Origin of the sequence: Sedimentibacter sp. MB31-C6, from assembly GCF_035934735.1 — a bacterium.
In the GTDB taxonomy this organism is placed as follows: Bacteria; Bacillota; Clostridia; order Tissierellales; family Sedimentibacteraceae; genus Sedimentibacter.
On sequence record NZ_CP142396.1, the window covers coordinates 2729797 to 2751258 of the forward strand.

At 30.1% G+C, this 21462-nt stretch carries 21 protein-coding genes and 12 tRNA genes; 28 read left to right on the forward strand and 5 right to left on the reverse strand.

Going from position 1 to position 21462, the window contains the following annotated elements; all coding sequences use genetic code 11:
• Positions 1 to 2: 2 nt before the first annotated feature.
• The 12 genes from U8307_RS13110 (at position 3) to U8307_RS13165 (ending at position 1149) form a co-directional block, all read left to right on the forward strand.
• Positions 3 to 76: transfer RNA gene (locus U8307_RS13110), tRNA-Gly, on the forward strand.
• Between the two features lie 13 nt (positions 77 to 89).
• A tRNA-Arg gene (locus U8307_RS13115) sits at positions 90 to 166 on the forward strand.
• 4 nt (positions 167 to 170) lie between these two features.
• Positions 171 to 245, forward strand: a tRNA-Gln gene (locus tag U8307_RS13120).
• Between the two features lie 31 nt (positions 246 to 276).
• Positions 277 to 351, forward strand: a tRNA-Gln gene (locus U8307_RS13125).
• 18 nt (positions 352 to 369) lie between these two features.
• A tRNA-Lys gene (locus U8307_RS13130) sits at positions 370 to 442 on the forward strand.
• Positions 443 to 447: 5 nt separating this feature from the next.
• Positions 448 to 536, forward strand: a tRNA-Ser gene (locus tag U8307_RS13135).
• Between the two features lie 4 nt (positions 537 to 540).
• A tRNA-Ser gene (locus tag U8307_RS13140) sits at positions 541 to 627 on the forward strand.
• Between the two features lie 87 nt (positions 628 to 714).
• A tRNA-Trp gene (locus tag U8307_RS13145) sits at positions 715 to 788 on the forward strand.
• A gap of 23 nt (positions 789 to 811) precedes the next feature.
• Positions 812 to 888: transfer RNA gene (locus U8307_RS13150), tRNA-Pro, on the forward strand.
• Positions 889 to 898: 10 nt separating this feature from the next.
• Positions 899 to 975: transfer RNA gene (locus U8307_RS13155), tRNA-Ile, on the forward strand.
• Positions 976 to 993: 18 nt separating this feature from the next.
• A tRNA-Ile gene (locus U8307_RS13160) sits at positions 994 to 1067 on the forward strand.
• A gap of 6 nt (positions 1068 to 1073) precedes the next feature.
• Positions 1074 to 1149, forward strand: a tRNA-Phe gene (locus U8307_RS13165).
• 254 nt (positions 1150 to 1403) lie between these two features.
• On the opposite strand, the gene U8307_RS13170 is transcribed toward U8307_RS13165, so the two are convergent.
• On the reverse strand, positions 1404 to 2369 hold the full coding sequence (locus U8307_RS13170; RefSeq protein ID WP_326908524.1) for a ribonuclease H-like domain-containing protein: 966 nt from the start codon (positions 2367 to 2369) through the stop codon (positions 1404 to 1406).
• Between the two features lie 123 nt (positions 2370 to 2492).
• On the opposite strand from U8307_RS13170, the gene U8307_RS13175 reads away from it, so the two are divergent.
• Positions 2493 to 4871 (forward strand): DNA internalization-related competence protein ComEC/Rec2, encoded by a 2379-nt coding sequence (locus tag U8307_RS13175; protein WP_326908526.1) that lies wholly within the window; start codon positions 2493 to 2495, stop codon positions 4869 to 4871.
• Positions 4837 to 5871 (forward strand): DNA polymerase III subunit delta, encoded by a 1035-nt coding sequence (gene holA, locus U8307_RS13180; RefSeq protein ID WP_326908528.1) that lies wholly within the window; start codon positions 4837 to 4839, stop codon positions 5869 to 5871. The genes U8307_RS13175 and holA overlap by 35 nt, the downstream gene beginning before the upstream one ends.
• Positions 5872 to 6037: 166 nt before the next feature.
• Here the strand turns inward: holA and rpsT are convergent, their stop codons facing one another.
• Positions 6038 to 6301, reverse strand: a complete 264-nt coding sequence (rpsT, locus tag U8307_RS13185; RefSeq protein WP_326908530.1) for a 30S ribosomal protein S20 — start codon at positions 6299 to 6301, stop codon at positions 6038 to 6040.
• Between the two features lie 229 nt (positions 6302 to 6530).
• Between rpsT and gpr the strand changes: the two genes are divergently transcribed.
• The 5 genes from gpr to U8307_RS13210 all read left to right on the forward strand — a co-directional run bounded on the left by gpr (position 6531) and on the right by U8307_RS13210 (position 11931).
• Positions 6531 to 7466: a GPR endopeptidase gene (gpr, locus tag U8307_RS13190; protein ID WP_326908532.1), complete on the forward strand. Its 936-nt coding sequence runs from the start codon at positions 6531 to 6533 to the stop codon at positions 7464 to 7466.
• A gap of 90 nt (positions 7467 to 7556) precedes the next feature.
• A complete protein-coding gene (spoIIP, locus tag U8307_RS13195; RefSeq protein ID WP_326908534.1) occupies positions 7557 to 8672 on the forward strand; it encodes a stage II sporulation protein P in 1116 nt (371 codons plus the stop codon).
• A gap of 69 nt (positions 8673 to 8741) precedes the next feature.
• Positions 8742 to 10547 carry a translation elongation factor 4 gene (lepA, locus tag U8307_RS13200; RefSeq protein WP_326908536.1) on the forward strand — a complete coding sequence of 602 codons (1806 nt, stop codon included), beginning with the start codon at positions 8742 to 8744 and terminating at the stop codon, positions 10545 to 10547.
• Between the two features lie 21 nt (positions 10548 to 10568).
• Positions 10569 to 11135, forward strand: a complete 567-nt coding sequence (locus U8307_RS13205) for a LemA family protein (RefSeq protein WP_326908538.1) — start codon at positions 10569 to 10571, stop codon at positions 11133 to 11135.
• Between the two features lie 19 nt (positions 11136 to 11154).
• Entirely contained in the window at positions 11155 to 11931 is a 777-nt protein-coding gene (locus U8307_RS13210; RefSeq protein ID WP_326908540.1) for a TPM domain-containing protein, read from the forward strand.
• A 171-nt stretch (positions 11932 to 12102) separates the two neighbouring features.
• On the opposite strand, the gene U8307_RS13215 is transcribed toward U8307_RS13210, so the two are convergent.
• A complete protein-coding gene (locus U8307_RS13215; RefSeq protein ID WP_326908541.1) occupies positions 12103 to 12585 on the reverse strand; it encodes a hypothetical protein in 483 nt (160 codons plus the stop codon).
• 332 nt (positions 12586 to 12917) lie between these two features.
• Here U8307_RS13215 and U8307_RS13220 point away from each other — a divergent pair, with 332 nt between their 5' ends.
• The 5 genes from U8307_RS13220 to U8307_RS13240 all read left to right on the forward strand — a co-directional run bounded on the left by U8307_RS13220 (position 12918) and on the right by U8307_RS13240 (position 16318).
• Positions 12918 to 13457, forward strand: coding sequence for an RNA polymerase sigma factor (locus U8307_RS13220; RefSeq protein ID WP_326908542.1), 540 nt, complete (start codon positions 12918 to 12920; stop codon positions 13455 to 13457).
• On the forward strand, positions 13450 to 14145 hold the full coding sequence (locus tag U8307_RS13225) for a DUF4367 domain-containing protein (RefSeq protein ID WP_326908543.1): 696 nt from the start codon (positions 13450 to 13452) through the stop codon (positions 14143 to 14145). The genes U8307_RS13220 and U8307_RS13225 overlap by 8 nt, the downstream gene beginning before the upstream one ends.
• Before the next feature lie 109 nt (positions 14146 to 14254).
• The gene (locus U8307_RS13230) at positions 14255 to 14677 is read left to right on the forward strand and encodes a hypothetical protein (protein WP_326908545.1); all 423 of its coding nucleotides are present in this window, start codon (positions 14255 to 14257) and stop codon (positions 14675 to 14677) included.
• 314 nt (positions 14678 to 14991) lie between these two features.
• Positions 14992 to 15666: a C39 family peptidase gene (locus tag U8307_RS13235; protein WP_326908546.1), complete on the forward strand. Its 675-nt coding sequence runs from the start codon at positions 14992 to 14994 to the stop codon at positions 15664 to 15666.
• A 79-nt stretch (positions 15667 to 15745) separates the two neighbouring features.
• Positions 15746 to 16318 (forward strand): DL-endopeptidase inhibitor IseA family protein, encoded by a 573-nt coding sequence (locus U8307_RS13240; RefSeq protein ID WP_326908548.1) that lies wholly within the window; start codon positions 15746 to 15748, stop codon positions 16316 to 16318.
• A 194-nt stretch (positions 16319 to 16512) separates the two neighbouring features.
• On the opposite strand, the gene U8307_RS13245 is transcribed toward U8307_RS13240, so the two are convergent.
• The gene (locus U8307_RS13245; RefSeq protein WP_326911616.1) at positions 16513 to 17022 is read right to left on the reverse strand and encodes a transposase; all 510 of its coding nucleotides are present in this window, start codon (positions 17020 to 17022) and stop codon (positions 16513 to 16515) included.
• A gap of 173 nt (positions 17023 to 17195) precedes the next feature.
• Here U8307_RS13245 and U8307_RS13250 point away from each other — a divergent pair, with 173 nt between their 5' ends.
• The 3 genes from U8307_RS13250 (at position 17196) to U8307_RS13260 (ending at position 18593) form a co-directional block, all read left to right on the forward strand.
• Positions 17196 to 17375: a DUF4367 domain-containing protein gene (locus U8307_RS13250; protein ID WP_326908550.1), complete on the forward strand. Its 180-nt coding sequence runs from the start codon at positions 17196 to 17198 to the stop codon at positions 17373 to 17375.
• A gap of 72 nt (positions 17376 to 17447) precedes the next feature.
• Positions 17448 to 18068 (forward strand): hypothetical protein, encoded by a 621-nt coding sequence (locus U8307_RS13255; protein WP_326908552.1) that lies wholly within the window; start codon positions 17448 to 17450, stop codon positions 18066 to 18068.
• Positions 18069 to 18122: 54 nt separating this feature from the next.
• Complete coding sequence (locus U8307_RS13260; protein ID WP_326908554.1) at positions 18123 to 18593, forward strand: hypothetical protein; 471 nt, start codon at positions 18123 to 18125, stop codon at positions 18591 to 18593.
• Between the two features lie 90 nt (positions 18594 to 18683).
• Here the strand turns inward: U8307_RS13260 and U8307_RS13265 are convergent, their stop codons facing one another.
• Positions 18684 to 19406, reverse strand: coding sequence for an MBL fold metallo-hydrolase (locus U8307_RS13265; RefSeq protein ID WP_326908556.1), 723 nt, complete (start codon positions 19404 to 19406; stop codon positions 18684 to 18686).
• A gap of 226 nt (positions 19407 to 19632) precedes the next feature.
• Between U8307_RS13265 and U8307_RS13270 the strand changes: the two genes are divergently transcribed.
• Positions 19633 to 21306 carry a DEAD/DEAH box helicase gene (locus U8307_RS13270; RefSeq protein WP_326908558.1) on the forward strand — a complete coding sequence of 558 codons (1674 nt, stop codon included), beginning with the start codon at positions 19633 to 19635 and terminating at the stop codon, positions 21304 to 21306.
• The last annotated feature ends 156 nt before the right edge of the window (positions 21307 to 21462 follow it).

Here is a 21462-nt window from a genome sequence, read left to right on the forward strand (position 1 = left end):
ATGCGGGTGTAGCTCAGTGGTAGAGCCCCAGCCTTCCAAGCTGGTTGCGAGGGTTCGATCCCCTTCACCCGCTCCAATAATTACATTGCGCACTCATAGCTCAGTAGGATAGAGCAACGGACTTCTAATCCGTGTGCCGGGGGTTCGAATCCTCCTGGGTGCACCATTATTGGGGTATCGCCAAGCGGTAAGGCACCAGACTCTGACTCTGGCATTCGTGGGTTCAAATCCTTCTACCCCAGCCATATAGTAGTCATTAATTAATTTAAAATTCATTGGGATGTCGCCAAGTGGTAAGGCACTAGACTTTGACTCTAGCATTCGTAGGTTCGAATCCTGCCATCCCAGCCATTTAATTTTTAGTATTTTGATCCATTAGCTCAGCAGGCAGAGCACTTGACTTTTAATCAAGGTGTCCGGCGTTCGAATCGCCGATGGATCACTAATGGAGAGGTATCGAAGTGGTCATAACGAGGCGGTCTTGAAAACCGTTTGGGTGTAAGCCCGCGTGGGTTCGAATCCCACCCTCTCCGCCATTTTGGAGAAGTACTCAAGTGGCCGAAGAGGCTCCCCTGCTAAGGGAGTAGGTCTGATAAGGACGCGAGGGTTCAAATCCCTCCTTCTCCGTCATTTTAATCTTTAGGGCAACTCTATAGGAGTGTAGTTAACAGATAGAATGTCACTTTCTAAATATGTTTATTATGCATGAAAAATAGGGGATTGGTCAAGTGGCATGACAGTGGTCTCCAAAACCATTAGTGGGGGTTCGATTCCCTCATCCCCTGCCATTTTAGCAGGTGTAATTTATTAGCGGGGCGTAGCGCAGTTTGGTAGCGCATCTGGTTTGGGACCAGAGGGCCGCGGGTTCAAATCCTGCCGCCCCGACCATATTTAATAGGGGCTTATAGCTCAGGTGGTTAGAGCGCACGCCTGATAAGCGTGAGGTCGATGGTTCGAGTCCATCTAAGCCCACCACTAGAAATTAATTTTCTAGGGCCTTTAGCTCAGTTGGTTAGAGCGCCCGGCTCATAACCGGTAGGTCCAAGGTTCGAATCCTTGAAGGCCCACTGCATGCCCAGATAGCTCAGTCGGTAGAGCAGAAGACTGAAAATCTTCGTGTCCGTGGTTCGATTCCGCGTTTGGGCACCATACTAAAAAACTTATATTCTTTGAATATAAGTTTTTTTATTATATAGGAAAGTTCTCCTTTCCTATATAATAAAAAACGAGGATTGCAAAGGACGGAACGTCCTTGCCGTTAAGGGGGGTGCTCAGTAAAAATGCTTTAATAAAGCATTTTTACGCCGAAGGGGGACATAGGTCCCCCTAGCGGCGTTGCGAAGCAACTCTTTTTATATCCTTAGATTACATACATTATAGAAAATTATATTGATTAAATAAAATTAGAATAATGAATCAAGAATTTTTTTTGTGATATTTATTATATTTTGAGTATAGAATTTATCATTGATTTTTATTGGTATGAGATTATTTTTTATTCCTTTTATAGCAGTATATGTATTTATGTTAAAATCATTATTATCTATATAATAAAATTCCTTGACTTTCTCATCTTTGTAAAAGCCTACCGATATTTGAATATCTAATATCTGATCTTGTGAGTTCAATTTTAAATCAAAATTCAAAGAAGGATGTATATAATCAGCTTTAAATTTAGATATTATATAGAATTTGCCATACAATGTATTTTTTTTAATACTAAAATCTGTATAATTGATTTTCACAATTAAACCATTATAAAATAATGTTTCATCATATAAGCTAAATATATTATTAAATAACATACTGAGATTGTAAACATCTTTATAATTATGCTGAAGTATTAAAAAAGAAAATTCTTTTTTAGGATCTATTTTATACGCTTCATATAAAACTGTTACATCTTGTCCAGAAATGGCATCCTCTCTTTTTATATTAAAATATCTTTCTACAGTTTTTAACTTAAGATTTTCTATTTGAATTTTATTTCTAACATGACGCATATCATTATATAAATCAATTTTAATATATTTATTAAAATCAAAAGTGATTTCATTTTGTAAGTATTTGCCAATTAAAAAGGGAATATCAAAGCTGTTTCCATTATAAGTAATAACAAAATTTTTGTCATTTATTAAATCTTTTAAATATTTAAGTATTTCTTTTTCATCAGTTTTGTTTTCACAGAATAGTTGATATATTTTAAAATTATTATCAATGTATAACATTACCGTTATTGAAATTATCATTGAAAATTTGCGAGAAAGTCCTGTTGTTTCAATATCTAAAAAAAAAGAATCTTTAAGTAATTTATTTATATAAAGATTATCAGATAAGTTGTTGTTTATCTTGTTACAATTTACTATCATTTTTCCTCCAATCTACAATAAATTATAACGAATCAAATGAGATTCCCGCTATCTTATAAAATTATTTTGACTAATTACTAAAATATGGTAATATAAGATAAGATCAAATTTGTGGTGATAATTATGTATATTGTAGTTTCTATTTTTTTAATATATGCTTTAGGTATTATTGCCTTTGAATTAAATATATATTTTCATTTATTCTTAGCTGTTTTTGTTATTCTTTTATATAAGTCCTTACTAAATAAAAAATATATATACAACATTGTTATTATAACTTTTTTAGCATTATCATTCTTTACATGTTATTATAATGCAAATTCAAATTTAACACAATATATTAATGAAGATATTGAGGTAATTGCAGAAATTAAAACTAAGAACAAGATAAATCCAAATTCAAGATATTATAGCTTAAATGCATCGGTTATTAAAATAAAGGGTAACAAGATGAATTATAAGGAGAATACAATAATTTATATCAATAAAGATATTGATGTAAAAGAAAATAGTATAATTAAATTTAATGGAAGAGTAACTGATCCAAGTACTAGTAACAATCATATGCTTTTTAATTATAAAAATTATCTTAGGTCCATGAAAATACAAGCAACAATTTTTGCTAATAGTGATATTACAGTTTTAGAAGAAAAATATTCATTTTTAAATAATATTTCAAATAATTTTAGAGATTATACTACAAATTTATTATTTAATAGATTAAATAATAAAAATGCAGAGATAATATTGTCTGTAATTTTGGGAGATATTAATTATTTGGATGAAGATTTTTATAATAATGTCAAATCAATAGGACTGGCTCATATATTTGCAGTATCTGGTACGCATATAGGATTACTATATGCATTTTTTCTATATATTTTTAGATTAATTGGTTTTAATATAAGGATCAGTTGGTTATTAACATGGTCCTTAATGTGGTTTTACGGCTTTTTAATAGGATTTCCTCTTTCAGTTATAAGAACTTTAATCATGTTTACTTTTTTGTTTGGTTCAGAAATTTTATATCGAAAGTATAATTCATTAAATTCTATAGCAATGGCTGCATTAATTATGACTATTTATAATCCATTTTGGATTTTTGAAGCAGGATTTTTATTATCATTTTCGTCAGCTTTAAGTTTCATTATATATGGTAAATATATTCTTAGATATATGAAAACAAAAAAAACTATTTTAAAGTACATAAATAGGTTCATGTTTCTATATATTTTTACTTTACCAGTAGTAGCTTATTTTTTTAATTATATTCCTTTATTAGGGATATTTTATAATTTGCTTCTATTACCGTTATTTATGGTAATGCTAATAAAAAGTTTTGTATTAATAATTTTAAATGGCATAGTACCATACTTTATGATAATTCCATTTAAAGTCTTTGATTATTTTTTGTATAGTTTTCGGTATATGATTAATTTAACTAACAAAATTCCGTTTAACGGTATTTCGATACCTACATTACCTATTCCTCTCGTTATATTTTTTTACATTTTTATATTTTTTATGTTATACTTATATAACAATAAAAATAGCAATTGTAGAAAGTATTTTTTTACTTCTTTTTTCTTATTTTACTTCTTTACATATATAGTAGTTCCTATGTTTGATAGCAGTATATATTTTAATTTTATAGATGTGGGACAAGGTTTGTTTTCTACTATATCTTATAAAAATTACAATTTTATAATTGATTGTGGTAGTACTAGTAATAAGGATATAGGAAGGTACACAGTTATACCTTATTTGACTAAAAATGGAGTAAACTCAATTGATTGTGTTTTTATTAGTCATTGGGATATGGACCATTATTCAGGGTTAATTGATTTACTTGAAAGTGACATTGGAGTAGATAAAATATTTTCAACAGAAAGTAATAAGGATATTAATGCAAATATTAAAATTTTAAAAAAAGATGACAATTTAATCATTGATGACAAAGTTAAAATTAAAGTAATATGGCCTATAGAAAATTATGTTGCTAATAGCAGAAATAATACATCAATGGTTATACTTTTTAGATATTATGATAAAAACATATTGATTACTGGTGATATTGAATCTGAGGTTGAATATATGATTCTAAATGATTTAGAACAGTCCGATATAATGACAATACCTCATCATGGAAGTAAAACTTCTTCTACGAAGGATTTAATTGATGCTGTAAGACCTAAATTTGCTGTAGTGAGTTATGGTAAGAATAATTATGGAATACCTTCTGAAGAAGCATTAAAAAGATATAAAGAAGTTAATAGTATAATATTATCTACTTTTGAACATGGAGAAATTAATTTTATTTTAAATAAAGACAAAATATATTATAGTACATATAGTGGAGAAAAATCAGATAATTATTATGAACTTTATTTTATTTGGATAATACCTAAAGTCATTTTATTTATTTTACTATTAACTTGGATAATTGGATATAAGAAAGAGGAGTATTATGAGTTACAAAATTATTTTAGATTTAATCAATAAAAGTAAAATGCCTAATTGCGTTCTAATATACGGAATTGAAGAATTCTTGATAGATAAAATTGTGAAACTAACAAAGAAAATGTATATTGATGAGAACTATGAAGATATGAATTATGAAGAATTTGAAAATTTAGAAAACAATTTTGATAGTTTTAAACAATTCGTATCAACTTTTCCTTTTATGACAAATAAGAAACTATGTATTATAAAAAATTCATCGTTTTTAACTTCAACAGGAAGTCTGAATAAGAAGGAAGAGGAAATAACTTTAGATTTTATTGATAAAGGATATGATTCATATATTATAATTTTTCTTATTAAGGGTGGTAAGCCGGATTTAAGAAAAAAAGCAGTCAAGAAGTTAAAAAATGGGAATTGTATTTTTGAAATAAATAAACTTAATGAGGCAGAATTATCTAAATATATATTAGAAGAGTTTAAAAGAAATAAAATTGATATTAGTTTATCTGATGCAGATTACATTGCAAATAATTCAGGCTATTTAGAGTATGAAAGTAATATAAGTTTATATGAAATAAATAATGAAGTTAACAAGCTTTTATCTTATTCAATGGAAAGTAAAAGGATACAAAGAGAAGATATAGATAATTTAATGGTTAAATCAATTGAAAGTAATATTTTTAAACTTGTAGACAATATTTGTGAAGGTAATAAAGATAAGGGATTCGAGGTATTAGAGGAAATGCTTCTAAATAATACTTCAGAGCAATATATAATACATATGATTGTAAGGCAATATAGAATGATTTATCAATATGTATTGTTAAAAACTAAAAATTATAACTTTAATGAAATAATGAAAAAAATGAAAATTAAAAAATTTGTTGCATCAAAATTAGAAAAACAATCTAAAAAACTTACTTTAAATCAAATAGAAAAATATATGGTAAAATTCATAGAAATAGATAGAAAAATAAAGGTAGGAGAAATTGATAAAAGAATAGGTATAGAATTAATAACTAATGGTATAATTAAATAACTAATCAGTTATTAATGAAGAAATAAAAAAAGACCAAGATTCGGTCTTTTTTTTATTTTCAGAGATTCATCAACTAACACCACATTTTAGACTATGAGGTTAGTTGATGAATCTTACTGTTAGTTTCAGAGGTGGGAATCCCACCAACTGAATTTGTTATACTAAATTAAGCAATTTTGTTTAATCTTTGCGTTAATCTACTTACTTTTCTTGAAGCTGCATTTTTATGAATTGTATTTTTAGCAGCGGCTTGATAAAGTTTTTTCTCGCATATTGTTAAGTATTCTTTAGCTTGCTCATAATTTCCATCAGATACTGCTGCTTCAAATTTCTTAATATATGTTTTGATTTCAGACTTTCTGCTTCTGTTTACTTCAGTTTTTTTATTTATTACTAATATTCTTTTCTTAGCAGACTTAATATTTGCCAAAATCTTCACCTCCTTAGAACGATTAATATTTTAACACATTATTTTTATAAAGTGATAATATTTTAGACAGCAAATCAATTATACAGGTAAATTAAACAAAAATCAATAGTAAAGAATAAAAAAATAAAAAAATTAAATAATAAACCTATTATGCAAGTAATATGTATTTAAAACAAAAAATATAAGAGTTGTATTTATAAAATATTATTGTAAGTAAATGGAGGTTAAAATGTATAGAACAGATTTAGCTTATGAAGCAAATGAATCATTAGCACAAAAAGTTCAAGGAATTAAATTAGAAACAAGAAATTATGAACATGGAGAAGTTGTAGAACTGGAAATTATTGATGAGGATGCAGAAAAGGCTATAGGTAAGAAAATGGGTAAGTATGTTACATATGAAACCAAAAGCTTAAAGGATTTAAATAAGAATTCAAGGAATGAAGTTATTGAAATTTTAGCTAAAAGCATTAAGGATATGGTAAATATAAAACATGAAAATGTTTTAGTAGTAGGGTTAGGAAATAGAAATATTACAGCAGATGCACTAGGGCCAAGAACAACAGATAAAATAAAGGTTACAAGACAGTATTTTAAGGCATATAATAAAGAATTTGATGATGATTTCAACGAAGTTTCTATTTTGGAGCCTGGAGTATTAGGAACCACTGGTATTGAAACTATCAATACTATAGTGGGTGTTGTTGAAAAAATAAAACCTACTGTGATTATAATTATAGATGCTCTTGCATCACGTAAAATGAGAAGACTTTGTTCAGTAGTACAAATAACAGATGCTGGAATCGAGCCGGGATCTGGAATAGGTAATATGCAAGGCTCATTAAATAAAGATACTGTAGGAACAAAAGTTATTGCAATAGGTATTCCAACAGTTGTAGATACTGCAACTATAGTCAATGATACAATAGAAATGATGGAAGAAACATTGAAAGATAAAACAGATGATGTAGGTCAAATTATGGGAATTTTAAGTGACTTAGAATATAATGAAAAACATATGTTTATTAAAGAAATTTTAAGCCCGATGTATGGAGAATCTATAGTTACACCAAGTGGTGTTGATGAGTTAATAGATAATTTATCAGATCTTCTTTCTGAATCCATTAATAGGGCTGTCCATCCGGGTTACGAACTGAAATCGTAATATAATTGTAAAAATTAACAGTGTTATTCCGGAAACAATACACATATACATTAATATATTACTTTTGAGAAAATATGTGGAGTTGAAATTATGAGAAGACGTAGAAGGAATAACAGTGGAACAAAATTTTATATGGCAATGTCTATTTTATGCTTAACTGTACTTTTTGCAGGATATAGCTATGTGTACAACTTATCCGAGGCTAGAAAGACAGGAAAAGAAGTTACAACCATATCCATTAATTATGAAGGAGAGGGGGATGAAGATAAGGAGAATGTTATTACTAAAATAATGTCATATTTCAATATCTTGTTAGAAGAAACATTTAAAGAAACAGATGATGCTATTATGATAGAAAATCATGATGCAAAATCAAAAGAGATTTTCAAAACTGTTGACAGAGATAATAATTCAGAAGGTGATTTAAAAATATACGAAGAAGAATATGATTATAGCGACTTAGCAGAGACTGAAGTATATTTGGCTAATAATCGTAAAGAAAATTTTTTCAAGGTCATAGAATCACCTTCTTCACGAAGCAGCGTTCCAAGGGATATGTCAATTGACGCTGCTTCTATTAATGATAATTTTAATATTGTATTATATCATACTCATGGAACTGAATCTTATTTGCCTTATAATGAATTTAATTATCATACTAAGGATGAAAATTATAATGTGGTTGGTATAGGCAGTAGGGTTGTAGATAATCTTAGAAGTTATGGGTTAAATGTAATGCATTTAAAGGAATATAATGATTATCCTGATTATAATAAGTCATATGCTAATTCGAATAGTGCTGTGAAGGAAGTTCTTTCAAATAGCAAAAAAAATATAATTATTGATTTACATAGAGACGGAGCTGATGAAAATTCAAGTTATGAAGATTTTTTATCAAGAGTAAAAACAATTGATATAAATGGAAAAAAAGCAGCTACATGTACGTTAGTTGTAGGAACTAAAAATGGGAATGTCGAAGAATTGAAAAATACAGCTCAAATAGTATTCGATACAGCAAATGACATGTATCCAGGGCTTTTTAGAGATATTGTAATTAGAGAAGGTGCTTATTTTAATCAATATCTTTCTGATTTCGCTATGCTTCTAGAAGTAGGCTGTACATTAAATAATATAGAGGAGGTACAATACACTTCAGAATTACTTTCTGCAATATTATGTAAATCTATCGAGAAAATTAATAAATAATCCTTTTACTATTAAACAATATTTGATATAATACCCTATGATTAGTATTGTTAGGGAGGTTAAAATAACTTGGAAAGAAAAAAATACATAAGAAACTTTTCGATAATCGCTCATATAGATCATGGAAAATCGACTTTAGCAGATAGACTAATAGAAAATACAGGACTTCTTACACATCGTGAGATGCAGCAACAGGTATTAGACAATATGGATTTGGAGCGTGAAAGAGGAATAACAATAAAGCTTCAATCTATAAGTTTATTATATAAAGCACGAGATGGACATAATTATACTTTGAATTTAATAGATACTCCAGGTCATGTGGATTTTAATTACGAAGTTTCCAGAAGTTTAGCAGCATGTGAAGGTGCTGTTTTAGTTGTAGATGCAGCTCAGGGAATAGAGGCTCAAACTCTTGCTAATGTATATTTAGCATTAGATCAGAATCTTGAGATAGTTCCTGTAATAAATAAAATTGATTTACCAAGTGCGAGACCTGATGAAATAAAACAAGAAATTGAAGATGTAATTGGTTTAGACAGCGAAAATATACCATTAATATCTGCAAAGGATAATTTAAATATAGACCATGTATTAGAAGCAATAGTAAAACTTGTACCACCACCGTCAGGAGATGAAAATGCACCATTGAAAGCTCTTGTTTTTGATTCATATTATGATAGCTACAGAGGAGTAGTAGCTTTTATAAGAATTAAGGAAGGACAAGTGAAAAAAGGTGATAAAATAAAGATGATGGCCACAGGAAAAACCTTTGATGTAACAGAAGTTGGGATAGTTTCTCCCACAAAAAAGCCAGTATCTGCACTTTATTCAGGTGATGTGGGATATTTGTGTGCAAGTATGAAAGAGGTTAGAAGCTGTCAAGTTGGAGATACTATAACAAATTTATCTAATCCTGCTAAAGAACCATTACCAGGATATAAGAAGGTTACTTCAATGGTATATTGCGGTGTTTATCCTGCAGAAGGAGAAGATTTTAATAGTGTCAGGGACGCTTTAGAAAAACTTCAGGTAAATGACGCTTCTCTTACATTTGAACCTGAAACATCAGTTGCCCTAGGATTTGGATTTAGATGCGGATTCTTGGGTCTTTTACATATGGAAATAATTCAGGAAAGATTAGAAAGGGAATTTGACTTAAATATAATTGCTACAACTCCAAGTGTAATTTATAAGATATATAAAACTGATAATGAAATGATGATTTTGCAAAATCCAACTAATATGCCTTTAGTTCAAGAAATTGAATATATGGAGGAACCAGTTGTCGATGCATCGATAATGACCCCATCTGATTACGTTGGGGCAATAATGGAACTTTGTCAAAATCGTCGAGGAACCATGGTTAATATGGAGTACTTAGAAGCAACTAGGGTTATATTACATTATAAAATGCCATTAAATGAAGTTATTTATGATTTCTTTGATGCATTAAAATCTAAAACAAGAGGATATGCATCCTTAGATTATGAATTAAGTGGTTATCAGCGTTCCGAACTTGTTAAATTGGATATATTAATTAATGGTGAATTAGTTGATGCCTTTTCCATAATAGTACATGAAGAAAAAGCTTATGAAAGAGGTAGAAGTATTGTAGAAAAACTAAAAGATGTCATACCAAGACATTTATTTGCTGTTCCAATACAAGCTACTATAGGTAATAAAATAATTGCAAGAGAGACTGTTAAAGCTCTTAGAAAAGATGTATTAGCTAAATGTTATGGTGGAGATATTTCAAGAAAGAAAAAATTACTGGAAAAGCAAAAAGAAGGAAAAAAACGCATGAGACAAATAGGTAATGTAGAAGTGCCACAGGAGGCATTTTTAGCAGTACTAAAATTTAATGAAGATTAGAAAATTAAAAGAGGTGAAAAAGTGAAAAAAGGAACAATTATATTAATAGCAGTTATAGTTATAATAGGAATTTTCATTATATCTATATTTTCAAGCTACAATACATTGGTAGCTTTAGATGAAGGTGTAAATACACAATGGGCAAATGTAGAAAGTAAATTACAACGAAGATTTGATTTAATTCCAAACTTAGTTGAGTCTGTAAAGGGTGCAATGGCTCAAGAACAAGAGGTTTTTACAGCAATAGCTGATGCAAGAGCAAAACTTGCAGGTGCAACAAGCACATCAGAAAGTGTTGAAGCATCTAATCAATTAGAAAGTGCATTAAGTAGATTGTTAGTTGTAGTTGAAAATTATCCCGAACTAAAATCTAATCAAAATGTTACTGGATTAATGGATGAATTAGCAGGTACGGAAAATAGAATATCTACAGAAAGAGATAGATATAATGAAATAGTGGGGGAATACAATTCAACAATAAGAAGTTTTCCCAAAAACATTTTGGCTGGCATGTTCGGGTTTGATGAAAGACCATTTTTTGAAGCAACAGAAGGTGCAGAAGTGGCCCCAGAAGTAAATTTTGATTAAATTTGGAAGTGAGGCAAAAATGAAGAAAACAATGCTGCCAATTATATTATTCATTATGATTGTATTGACAAATATAAGTGCTTATGGGCAAGATATAATTCCAGAGCATACAACTGAATTCTATGTTAATGATTTTGGTGATGTAATAGACGAATTAGTTGAAGAAAAAATTATTAATGTAAATAGAAATTATGAAAATACAGAGGAGAAACCTCAAATAGTCATAGCAACAATACCTAATTTGGCAGGAATGGATGAAAATTTATACGCAGTCAAACTTTTTGAAAAATGGAAAATAGGTAATAAAGGATTTGACAATGGTATTCTTGTTCTTCTTTCAATAGAGGAAAGAAGAATTAAAATTGAAGTAGGATATGGATTAGAAGGTGCAATAACAGATGCAGAAGCAGGTAGAATACTAGATACCTCGTTGAATATGCTTTCAGAAGGTAATTATTCAGAGGGATTAGAAAATATTTTTTTTCAAATTGCTATAAAAGTTAATGAAGAATATGGTTATGATGATGAAGAAATATTTAGTGGTATAGATGTAAATATTCAAGAAAACACAAATAATTCTGCTTCAGGAAGAAGCATTGTCAGAATTGTAGTAATGATTATTCTGTTAATTATTATAAATGGTGGTTTTGGAGGACCTGGTCGAAGAAAAGGACGAAGAAACATAATTCCATTTATTTTACCAAGACTTGGTGGATTCGGTAGTGGTGGTTTTGGAGGCGGAAGCTTTGGAGGCGGTGGTCGTTCAGGCGGAGCCGGAGCCGGAAGAGGCTTCTAATAAATTATTTGCAGAAATGAATGATTTAGTATTGAAAAAAGGATTTATACTTTAAGCAGTATAAATCCTTTTTATATTTGATATTATAGGAGTTTTGTATACGTTTTTTCAAAAATCTCATAAAAGTAAAAATAGTTTTCAACCGTTGATTTTAAATTCTGCAATTTTTGATTAAGATATTTTTCCTGAAAATATAATTTCTTCAGTTTCTGCATTTGTAATTAATAAACCTTTATCTTCCCAATGTGAAGATCCAAGATATCCGATTCTAGTATCCCATGCATCATCATATTCATCCTTTGTTACCTTTTCACCATCTACATAGTATTCAATTTCCGAAGTAATCATTTTGAATCCTTCTTGAGAATCATAATCATAGCCATATTCATATTCATTATAGTCATCGTCTTCAAAGTCATCAAAATCGTCATAATCAAAGACATCATATCCAATGTCAGAGTACAAGTATCCATAATTAATTAAATTATAAAGGCATTCATACATTTCTTCTATATTTTTTTCATATATGTAAGAGTCACCTAATCTTACAAAAAAATCAATAAATTCTTGGTTTTTAACTTCATATGTTACTTTATCCTTAGTAAAAAGCATTTCTTTCCAGTCTCCGCTTTCATTTGTTATAATTACTTTCATACTTCAAACCCCCTTGTTATCATAAACATTGTTTGTAAAATATATTAAGTCCTTTTAAAATTTATAATATGTTTTTAAAAATTATTTAAAATTAAATTGATAAACAAAACAGAATTGTTAATCTCATAAAAAAAATGTCGCTATGTGTATGCGGTATTCGTACCACTGACAAACCCTATTTTTGCCATTCTGAGTGACATTATCTCTTCTTGTTCAAAATTTGATTTGCTTGTTAACACCCGAAAAACATTGTATAATAAATATAAAAACTTAGGCTGTATGGTCGCACATGAAAACATTTTACTTCTTAAAAACAAGGGGAAGGTGGGAATATGATTTTTATGTTACTGGGAGACGAAGAAAAAGGTTCTAAGCTTGAACGTCTTTATGATAAATATAGGGACATGATGTTTTATGTTGCCTATAATGTTCTCCATGATGGATTTTTGGCAGAAGATGCCGTTCATCAATCATTTGTGCAGGTTTATAATCACCTACATAAAATAGATGAAAACAATTGTCGGAAAACAAGAAACTTATTTGTTACTATATGTAAGAATGTTTCGATAAATATGTACAATCAAAGAAAAAAACAGACAACAGATGAAATTAATGAAAATATAACATCAGATGATATAAGCATAACAGAAATTGTTATTAGCAACGAAAGCTATGAACGGTTGAACAAGATTATTGAGGAGTTAAAACCCATTTATCAGGAGGCTATTTTTCTCAAATACTCACATGGTTTTTCCGTGGCGGAAATAGCGGAAATGAAAAATATCAAGCCTGATACCGTGCAGAAAAGAATTGAGAGAGCAAAAAAACAGCTTTTAATATTATTGAATAAAGAAGGTGAGCTGAATGGATAAAAAAGTATATGTGACTGATAAGACTATGGATGCGATGCTTCAGGCAGCAGCTTCTGATATCGAAGATAAGGCAGTGGACATCTTACTGGATGGATATGAAGGTCAAAATCATAAGTTTTCAGAAAAACACAGAGAAGATATGCAAAAACTGTTTAAAAAAGAACGGAAATTCCAGTCTGCTCGCAGAATAAGAACCTATTCAAAACGTGCCGCAGTGATTTTCATTGCTGTTATTGCTATAAGCGCAATAACGATAAGCAGCGTAAGTGCATGGAGAGTTAGATTTATGAATTTTATCCTGGAAAGGACACAATACGATACAAATATTAAATTTACAGATGATGCTTCAAAAGCAGAAAACTATAAATTCGGTGAGATTAAACTGGAATATGTCCCGGAAGGCTTTAAGCTTGAAAAATATGATACTATGAAAAATCATATATACCTGGTATTCAGAAAAGATAAGGAATATTTTAATTTTAGTACAATGGATATTGGAGGCTCATTATCAATTGATACGGAAGACGCTGTTGTAACGGAATTTACGATAAATGGAAGAAAAGCCCTCTACAGTAAGAATGACAATATTAGGATTCTTGTCTGGAATGATGACAAAACCGCATATATCCTGACAGGAAACATAAGCGAAAGCGAATTTTTAAAAATAGCAGAGAATACAAAAAAATAAAATTTATAAATTTTACGGTTTTTTAACAAATTTTTATCTGAAAAGCTGTCGGAAAATCCTCTTTAATTTTGTCATTATTAATGAGACTAAATTTAAGGAGGGTTTTTTAATGAAAAAGAAAGTGATGTCGGTTTTAGCTCTTGTTTTTATTGTATTTTTAATACAAACAAATGTATATGCCGAAACTGTTGATTCTAAAAATAGTTCGGAAATAACACCGAATTATGTTGCAATTGTATTATGTTATAATAATTTAACCTTGAATTCCGGAGGTAAATTGAGCTGTGAAGGAAGAACAAATGTACAAATGGGATACACCGCAGAAGTAAAAATGGAATTACAGAAGCTATCCGAAGACTGGACAACCATCAAAACATGGGAAGATACCAGTGATGATGAGGAAATGTATTTATACAAGGATTGGTATGTTGAAAAAGGTTCCTACCGCCTGAAAACAACCCATACCGCACTGGACAGCTCCGGCGATGTTATTGAAACTGTTACAAAGTATAGCGAAACGGTTGATTATTGAAATTAAAGCTACTTGATTATAAAATCGGCATCTTGTGAAAATAGGCTACATTATAACAATTTTTAAGCATAAAGAAATAAAATAATGCTATGGTGCAATTAACCAGAAAGGAGTTGAATAATATGAAACATATAAGGTCACCAAATAAATAAAAGCCTTTCCTATACTCATCTTATTAATAGCAGCCAAGCTTGAAAAGAGTATTTAAGAAAGAGCCTATATAAATTATATACCATTAAAAGGATATTTACAATATTCTTTTATAAGAAGTTTAAAAACAACCAAAAACCAAAATTTAAAAACAGGAGGAAAAAATGTTTAAATTAAAAAAAGTATATTCATTAATTTTAATCATAATGTTAACTTTATCTGCGAATACACTGGCATTTGCGGCAAATATCACATCAAATTCTTTAGACTATATTGATATAAATGAAGATGATTATAAAGAAGCTAATGAGGCATTAATCAAAAAAGGAAATGCCTTAACGAGGTTGAGATCTTCAAAAACGTTAAGTTTAACACATTACTATCAGGATGACGACCGTTGGGGAGATGACATAATGGAGACTTGCGGCTCAACCATTGCCTCAGCAGGATGCTGCCTTACAAGTTTTACAATGATACAAAGATATTTAGGAGGTTCAGACGATCCGGGAGAAGTCAATGAAGCATTAGGAGATTATGCATGTCCGTTTTATTATTATCAGGCTGCAGATGAATATGATTACACTGTACAATACTTTTCCAGCTCCACTCAAACAGATAGTGACGCCATAGATTTTATAGCGGGCTCCATAGATGAAGATAATCCCGTTCTTGTAGGGATGGTACACAGTTCAGGCGAGACACACTTTGTTGCGGCTAACGGATATAACGGCGATACAATTTATATAAAAGACCCATCATCATATTATGACCGTTCGACCTTGGATGAATATTTAGACAACAATTGGACTGTTAACAGGCTTTGTGTTTATGTTGATTAGTTGAGTGCATTATTGTGCTATTTAGCTACAATATAGTTAAGGCCGCTATATGTGATAGCGTCCTATTTTGGAGGAGTATATGAAAAAAAGGTTATATAATTTAATTTTTATTATAACAATATTATGTTCTTTAACAGGCTGCCCGGAAAATTCCGAAAACGCAGGTGTAAAACTGAATGCGGCAACAGATGTAATAAATGAAATTCTTCCCATGTATGTTGAAGCAAATAAAATTCTTAACGGCTATATTGAAACAGAAGGTAAAGTAGTAGAAGATGAGAGTGGGAAAGCATATAAAAAAGTTGTCAGCGATAAATATAAGTCGGTAGACGATATTAAAAACTTGTTAAATTCTGTGTTTGCTGCCGAGTATATAGATAAAAAATATAATAAGATTTTTGAAAGAGATTACCCTGCTTTTAAAGAGATAGAAGGACAGCTATATGTAGCGGTAATGTCGGGAATGATAAAGCCACTTTCAAGCAATCCGATAGAAGAAATCAACAATATTGAAAAAGATTCTTTTTCCGTAGTTGTAAAATTTGGCGGAGGAGAAAGTGGTCCGGAATCAAAAAGTACCTTTTATTTTATAAATCAGAATAACAAGTGGCTAATAAACAACATTGAAAATTATAATGAACCTATAAATTAAGGCAAAAAACATTTATTTTTAAGTTAGATTTTTCCGATTCACGTGCAGGGTATGTTTTAGGACCAGTGAAAAAGTTAAACTTTCGACTCTGTTACTTCTGAGGTATAGCCGTGAAATACAGGGAATGGTCACAGGGGACGAGGTTGCGCAAATATGCAACCTTTTTCACCCATAAATTTTAGTTTATACAAATTTTAGATTGATTTTATTAAAATCAAAAACAAACGCAAAATTAATGAGTTAAAGAAGGTCATAAGTTCCTTAACTCCTTTTATATTTATTACTCTCTTTAAATTGTAAATTAAAAAGTGTATAAAGGACTCAGCCTTTACGCTTTCATTATCTCTAATAAGGAAGTATGTATAGCCTAATGCTCTTTTTATAGTTCCAAATGGATGTTCAACTATTTGTTGCCTAAGTTTATAAATGTCTTTGTTTTCATCCATTGTTTCACTTACTTTTTCATATATATCATTTTTTTCACTTCTTTTAATAATTCTACCATTAGCATTTGTAGTGCATTGGTCTTTTTGCAAACATTCCATACATGCAGTTTTATTTTTGTATGCGTATTCATTGGAAGTTTTTTTACTTATATTTTTTAATATTTTGTTTTCAGGACATATGTATATATCATTGTCCCTATCATATATAAAGTTATCTATTATATATTTTTTATTTCCTGTTTTGGTACTATAGGTAATATTTCAGATTCTAAACATTTTTTTAAATCTTCATATTGTTAATGTTCAAAATTTGATTTTCTTGTTAATACCAAAAAAACATTATATAATAAATATAAAGAGTTAGGCTGTACAGTAACACATGAAAGTATTTTATTTCTTAAAAACAAGGGGCAGATGGAAATATGATTCTTATGTTAATGTTAGATGAAGAAAAATGTAAAGAGCTTACTATAAATGGAAGAGAAGCCCTCTACAGTGAGAGTGACAATATTAGGATTCTTGTCTGGAATTATGATGAAATGGCATATATCTTGACAGGAAACATCAGCGAAAGCGAGCTTGTGAAAATAGCGAAGAGTGTAAAAAAATAAAATTTTACAATTTTTTAACAAATTTTTATCTGAAAAGCTGTCGGAAAATCCTCTTTAATTTTGTTATTATTAATGAAAACAATCTACGATAAATCCAGGCAGAATGGTGGTAGTTTTTCAAGCAAGATATACTTTGGTGATTTTTATGGGGACACCAACGGAGACCTGAGAGTTAAATTATATGAATATACAATCGGAAAGCAGCAGCTTATTCCGTTGCTTGAAGATGCCCAGAACCCAATGGTTTATAACGAGGAGATTGCATCTTTCAGGAAGAACAGTGAAGGTAAATTCAAAGATATCGTTTCAGTAGATAATAATTTAATATTGAAGAATACTAAGCATCTTAAACAAATTACGGCAAATGGAAACGGATTTTTTTGCATTGAAAACAATTCTACCAATGACAAAACAAAAATCACAACCTTTCAGATTACGGATATGTTAAAAAATAAGCCTGTTTTATCAACAGATTCTTCTATTGCCAATCTTGATTCCAATAGCCGGTTTGTGACATGGAGAAATTATTACGAGGAAAAACCATATATGTACGACACCGATAAAGAACAATTATTATTGTTCAGCGATATTCCTGCGGGTATAAATAATTTTTTCTTTTCAGGTAAATTAGGATTATTGATGAATACTACTGCTGATGGCAGCAAAAGCAGGGTATTTATGTTTGTACCGTAATGACGAAACTTGAATAAATTTGGAATCCGGATCACCCCATAGGAGGTTAAGATTATGAAAAAGAAATGGACAATTTTAATTTCGCTTGTAATTCTTGTTATAGCTGTTTTGGCAGTGCAGATTCTTTCAAACTCAGGCAGCAATGACAAATCAACAATTGCGATTCCTAAAAATGCTGTTGTTTATACAGATGAAGAGTCCGTTGCCATGCTTAGAGATGAGGGACAGTATGCTATGACTGATTTAGTCCGACAGGAAGTTTATCTGGTTGACGGAGAATTAAATGCTGATTTTTGGTTTGATGAGGGTGTAAAACAAAACCAGATTGACAGTGCGCGGAGCTTTGTCATTACCAGATTTGTGCTCAGAAGCGGAGAAGGAGCTTTCTTGGGTGCCGGACCTTATATAGATATCATAAAAAATAAAGAAATAACCTGGGAAACCGTAAGCTGCAGGATATATGCAGGAGATGAGCAGGCATCATACGAAGTCTACAATGATAAAGGTCAATTAATTAATCCGTAGTACAAGAAAATCCGGCTTAGCTGCGAGGCTAAGGCCGGATTTTTTATGCAGATATGCTATATTGAAATTAATAATATGCCGGTAATTTCATTACTGTATAATAATTTGATTGTTATGCTGCAGTTCAATAATGTTAGTTGTTGTGGTAGCCTGAGATTTTTTAAAGAGACTTGTTATATTGAAGTTATCCCAAAAGTGCATTGGAACAAATATTCTTGGTTTAATTACTTCTATAAAATATTGTCCGCCGCAAAAATAATTTTCTTTAAGTCTTCCGTCAACAGGGAAAAAGGCAATATCAATAGCGACGTCTTTGATTAAAATGTCTTTAATTATACCTTTAAAGGCAGTTTCCATTTCCTTTTCTTCCTCGGGGGTGTCATCCGACCATTTCCACCAGTTCAGATCTCCTGCGTGAAATATTGTGTGCCCATCTATTTCTACTAAAAAGCTTACCCCTTTATCAGTGGAACCAAAGGTAGATATTTTCAGGTTGTTTATTTCCGTTATTTCATCTTTTCCTACGGTATATATGTTTTTTACTTCGGTGTAAAGCTTAATATCATTGCTTAATATATAATATGTTTCTTTTTTATAACTGCTCCATGAGAGAATCGATCTGTTAAAATGATCATGATGGCTGTGCGATGAAAAAACGTACAGATGCTTATTGCTTTTAAATATATCTTTAAGAACTTCTTTGAAATTAAAATCATCTTCAGGCGTTCTCTTATCATCAAAATAGTCAAATATTAAAAATGAGTTTTCTGTTTCTACTACAAAACAGCTGTGATAAATATAATATGCTTTCATTTATTTTCTCCGCTATAGTTTTTACAATATAATACCATAAAAAGATATAGTTTAAAACATCTGAAAAGAGAATAAAACAATGTAAGTAGTTAAAAATAATTTATGAGATAAGGAAAAAATATATAAAAAATAATATTAATAAAAATTTACAAAAATTATTTGTAATTATTAGGTATGCATAGTATAATGAGAAGTTAATAAAAATAGAACGAGGATGATAAAATTAATGAGAATTGAAAATGTAAATTTGAATGACAACATTCAAAGAGCCTTAGATGAAATGGGATTTGAAGAAGGAACCCAAATTCAAAAAGAGGCAATACCAGTAATACTAGAAGGAAAAGATATAATTGGGCAATCAAATACTGGAACCGGTAAAACTGCAGCCTTCGGAATACCTATTTTAGAGAAAATAGACATTGATATAAGATTTCCACAAGCTTTAGTACTTTTGCCTACAAGAGAATTAGCTGTACAGGTAGCTAATGAATTCAGGAAAATTGGAAAATATATGGATGGTGTAAAAACAGTAACTGTGTACGGTGGAGCAGATATTAGAGATCAAATAAAGAAATTAAAGGCAGGAGCTCAAATAATAGTAGGAACTCCTGGTAGGGTTATAGATTTAATTGATAGACGTGTTATTAAGCTAGGTGAGTTAAAGATTACAGTATTAGATGAAGCTGATGAAATGTTAAAGATGGGCTTTAGAGAAGATATAGAACTTATATTAAGTAAGGTGGATCATACAACACAAACACTTTTATTTTCTGCGACTATTCCAAAAGATATGACTAAATTAATTAAGAAGTTTCAGAATAATCCTGTAAATATTTCGGTTTTAAGAGAAGGAATAACAGCTAAAGAAGTAAAGCAAAGTTATTTTTTAGTAAAGCATTCGGATAAAATAGAAGCTCTTACAAGAATTATAGAAACTTATACTCCTAAGCTGACATTGGTATTTTGTAATACAAAAAGAGCTGTAGATGAATTATATGATACTTTAACAGTTAAGGGCTATAACTGTGATAAAATTCATGGAGATATAAAGCAGTCTCAAAGAATAGATACATTAAATAGATTTAATAATGGGTTAGTTGATATTTTAATAGCTACAGATGTTGCAGCAAGAGGTTTAGATATAAAAGAAGTTGAAGCAGTAATTAACTTTGAAGTACCGATTAAAGAAGATTATTATGTACATCGTATAGGTAGAACAGGAAGAGCAGGAAGAGAAGGTTCATCTTTCACCCTAGCATCAGCAAAAGAAATAAAAAAAATTGAAAATATCGAAAAATATACAAAAAAATCTATTAGAAAAAGAAGTGTTCCTACAGTTGATAAAGTTAATGAAGTTAAGCAAGATAAATTTATCAGAGGAATAGTTGATGTTATTGAAAAAGGTGATTTAGGAGAAAATCGTGAGCTAGCAGTTAAACTTATAGAAAAAGGATATGATATAGAAACCTTAATTGCAGCTATGATTAAAAAACTTGTTAAGTTCGATAAATCAGATGATAGAGACTTAAATGATTTAATACCTGAAAGAAGAAAGTCTTTAAGAAAAGGCCAGCGAAATTTGGGTAGAACTGTTAGATTTCATGTTAGCGTCGGGAAAAATCAAGGAATTAGACCTGGAGATATTTTAGGTGCAGTGGCTGGAGAGTGTAACATTCCAGGAACGGATATTGGTGAAATTGAAGTTTTAAAAAATTACTCATTTTTTAATGTTGCTGAAGAGCACCGTGATCGAATTGTTAATGGCATGCAAGGTTCTCAGATAAAAGGAAAAGATGTAATTGTTGAACTTTCAAAGGAAAAGAAATCAAAAAAATCTAGAGAAAAATATTATGATAACGATAAAAAGAACAACAGAAAAAAGCAGTTCAGAAAAAAATAATAAAAAGATATTGACAAAGATAAGAATTGAGTAATATAATATTAAAAATAAGTAACTATGATGGAAACAGTAGAATAGATACAATATCTCAGAGAGGAATGTCTTTGGCTGTGAGCATTCTGATATATGACTGTTTGAAAACTACTCCGGAGTTAA

Coding starts and splice junctions, on each gene's coding strand:
- U8307_RS13270 (WP_326908558.1), top strand. CDS start 19,633: ATGAGAATTGAAAATGTAAATTTGAATGACAACATTCAAAGAGCCTTA.
- U8307_RS13215 (WP_326908541.1), bottom strand. CDS start 12,585: ATGAAAGTAATTATAACAAATGAAAGCGGAGACTGGAAAGAAATGCTT.
- gpr (WP_326908532.1), top strand. CDS start 6,531: ATGTATAGAACAGATTTAGCTTATGAAGCAAATGAATCATTAGCACAA.
- U8307_RS13175 (WP_326908526.1), top strand. CDS start 2,493: ATGTATATTGTAGTTTCTATTTTTTTAATATATGCTTTAGGTATTATT.
- U8307_RS13235 (WP_326908546.1), top strand. CDS start 14,992: ATGTTTAAATTAAAAAAAGTATATTCATTAATTTTAATCATAATGTTA.
- U8307_RS13225 (WP_326908543.1), top strand. CDS start 13,450: ATGGATAAAAAAGTATATGTGACTGATAAGACTATGGATGCGATGCTT.
- spoIIP (WP_326908534.1), top strand. CDS start 7,557: ATGAGAAGACGTAGAAGGAATAACAGTGGAACAAAATTTTATATGGCA.
- holA (WP_326908528.1), top strand. CDS start 4,837: ATGAGTTACAAAATTATTTTAGATTTAATCAATAAAAGTAAAATGCCT.
- U8307_RS13220 (WP_326908542.1), top strand. CDS start 12,918: ATGATTTTTATGTTACTGGGAGACGAAGAAAAAGGTTCTAAGCTTGAA.
- U8307_RS13265 (WP_326908556.1), bottom strand. CDS start 19,406: ATGAAAGCATATTATATTTATCACAGCTGTTTTGTAGTAGAAACAGAA.
- U8307_RS13210 (WP_326908540.1), top strand. CDS start 11,155: ATGAAGAAAACAATGCTGCCAATTATATTATTCATTATGATTGTATTG.
- U8307_RS13170 (WP_326908524.1), bottom strand. CDS start 2,369: ATGATAGTAAATTGTAACAAGATAAACAACAACTTATCTGATAATCTT.
- U8307_RS13250 (WP_326908550.1), top strand. CDS start 17,196: ATGTTAATGTTAGATGAAGAAAAATGTAAAGAGCTTACTATAAATGGA.
- U8307_RS13240 (WP_326908548.1), top strand. CDS start 15,746: ATGAAAAAAAGGTTATATAATTTAATTTTTATTATAACAATATTATGT.
- U8307_RS13260 (WP_326908554.1), top strand. CDS start 18,123: ATGAAAAAGAAATGGACAATTTTAATTTCGCTTGTAATTCTTGTTATA.
- U8307_RS13255 (WP_326908552.1), top strand. CDS start 17,448: ATGAAAACAATCTACGATAAATCCAGGCAGAATGGTGGTAGTTTTTCA.
- U8307_RS13230 (WP_326908545.1), top strand. CDS start 14,255: ATGAAAAAGAAAGTGATGTCGGTTTTAGCTCTTGTTTTTATTGTATTT.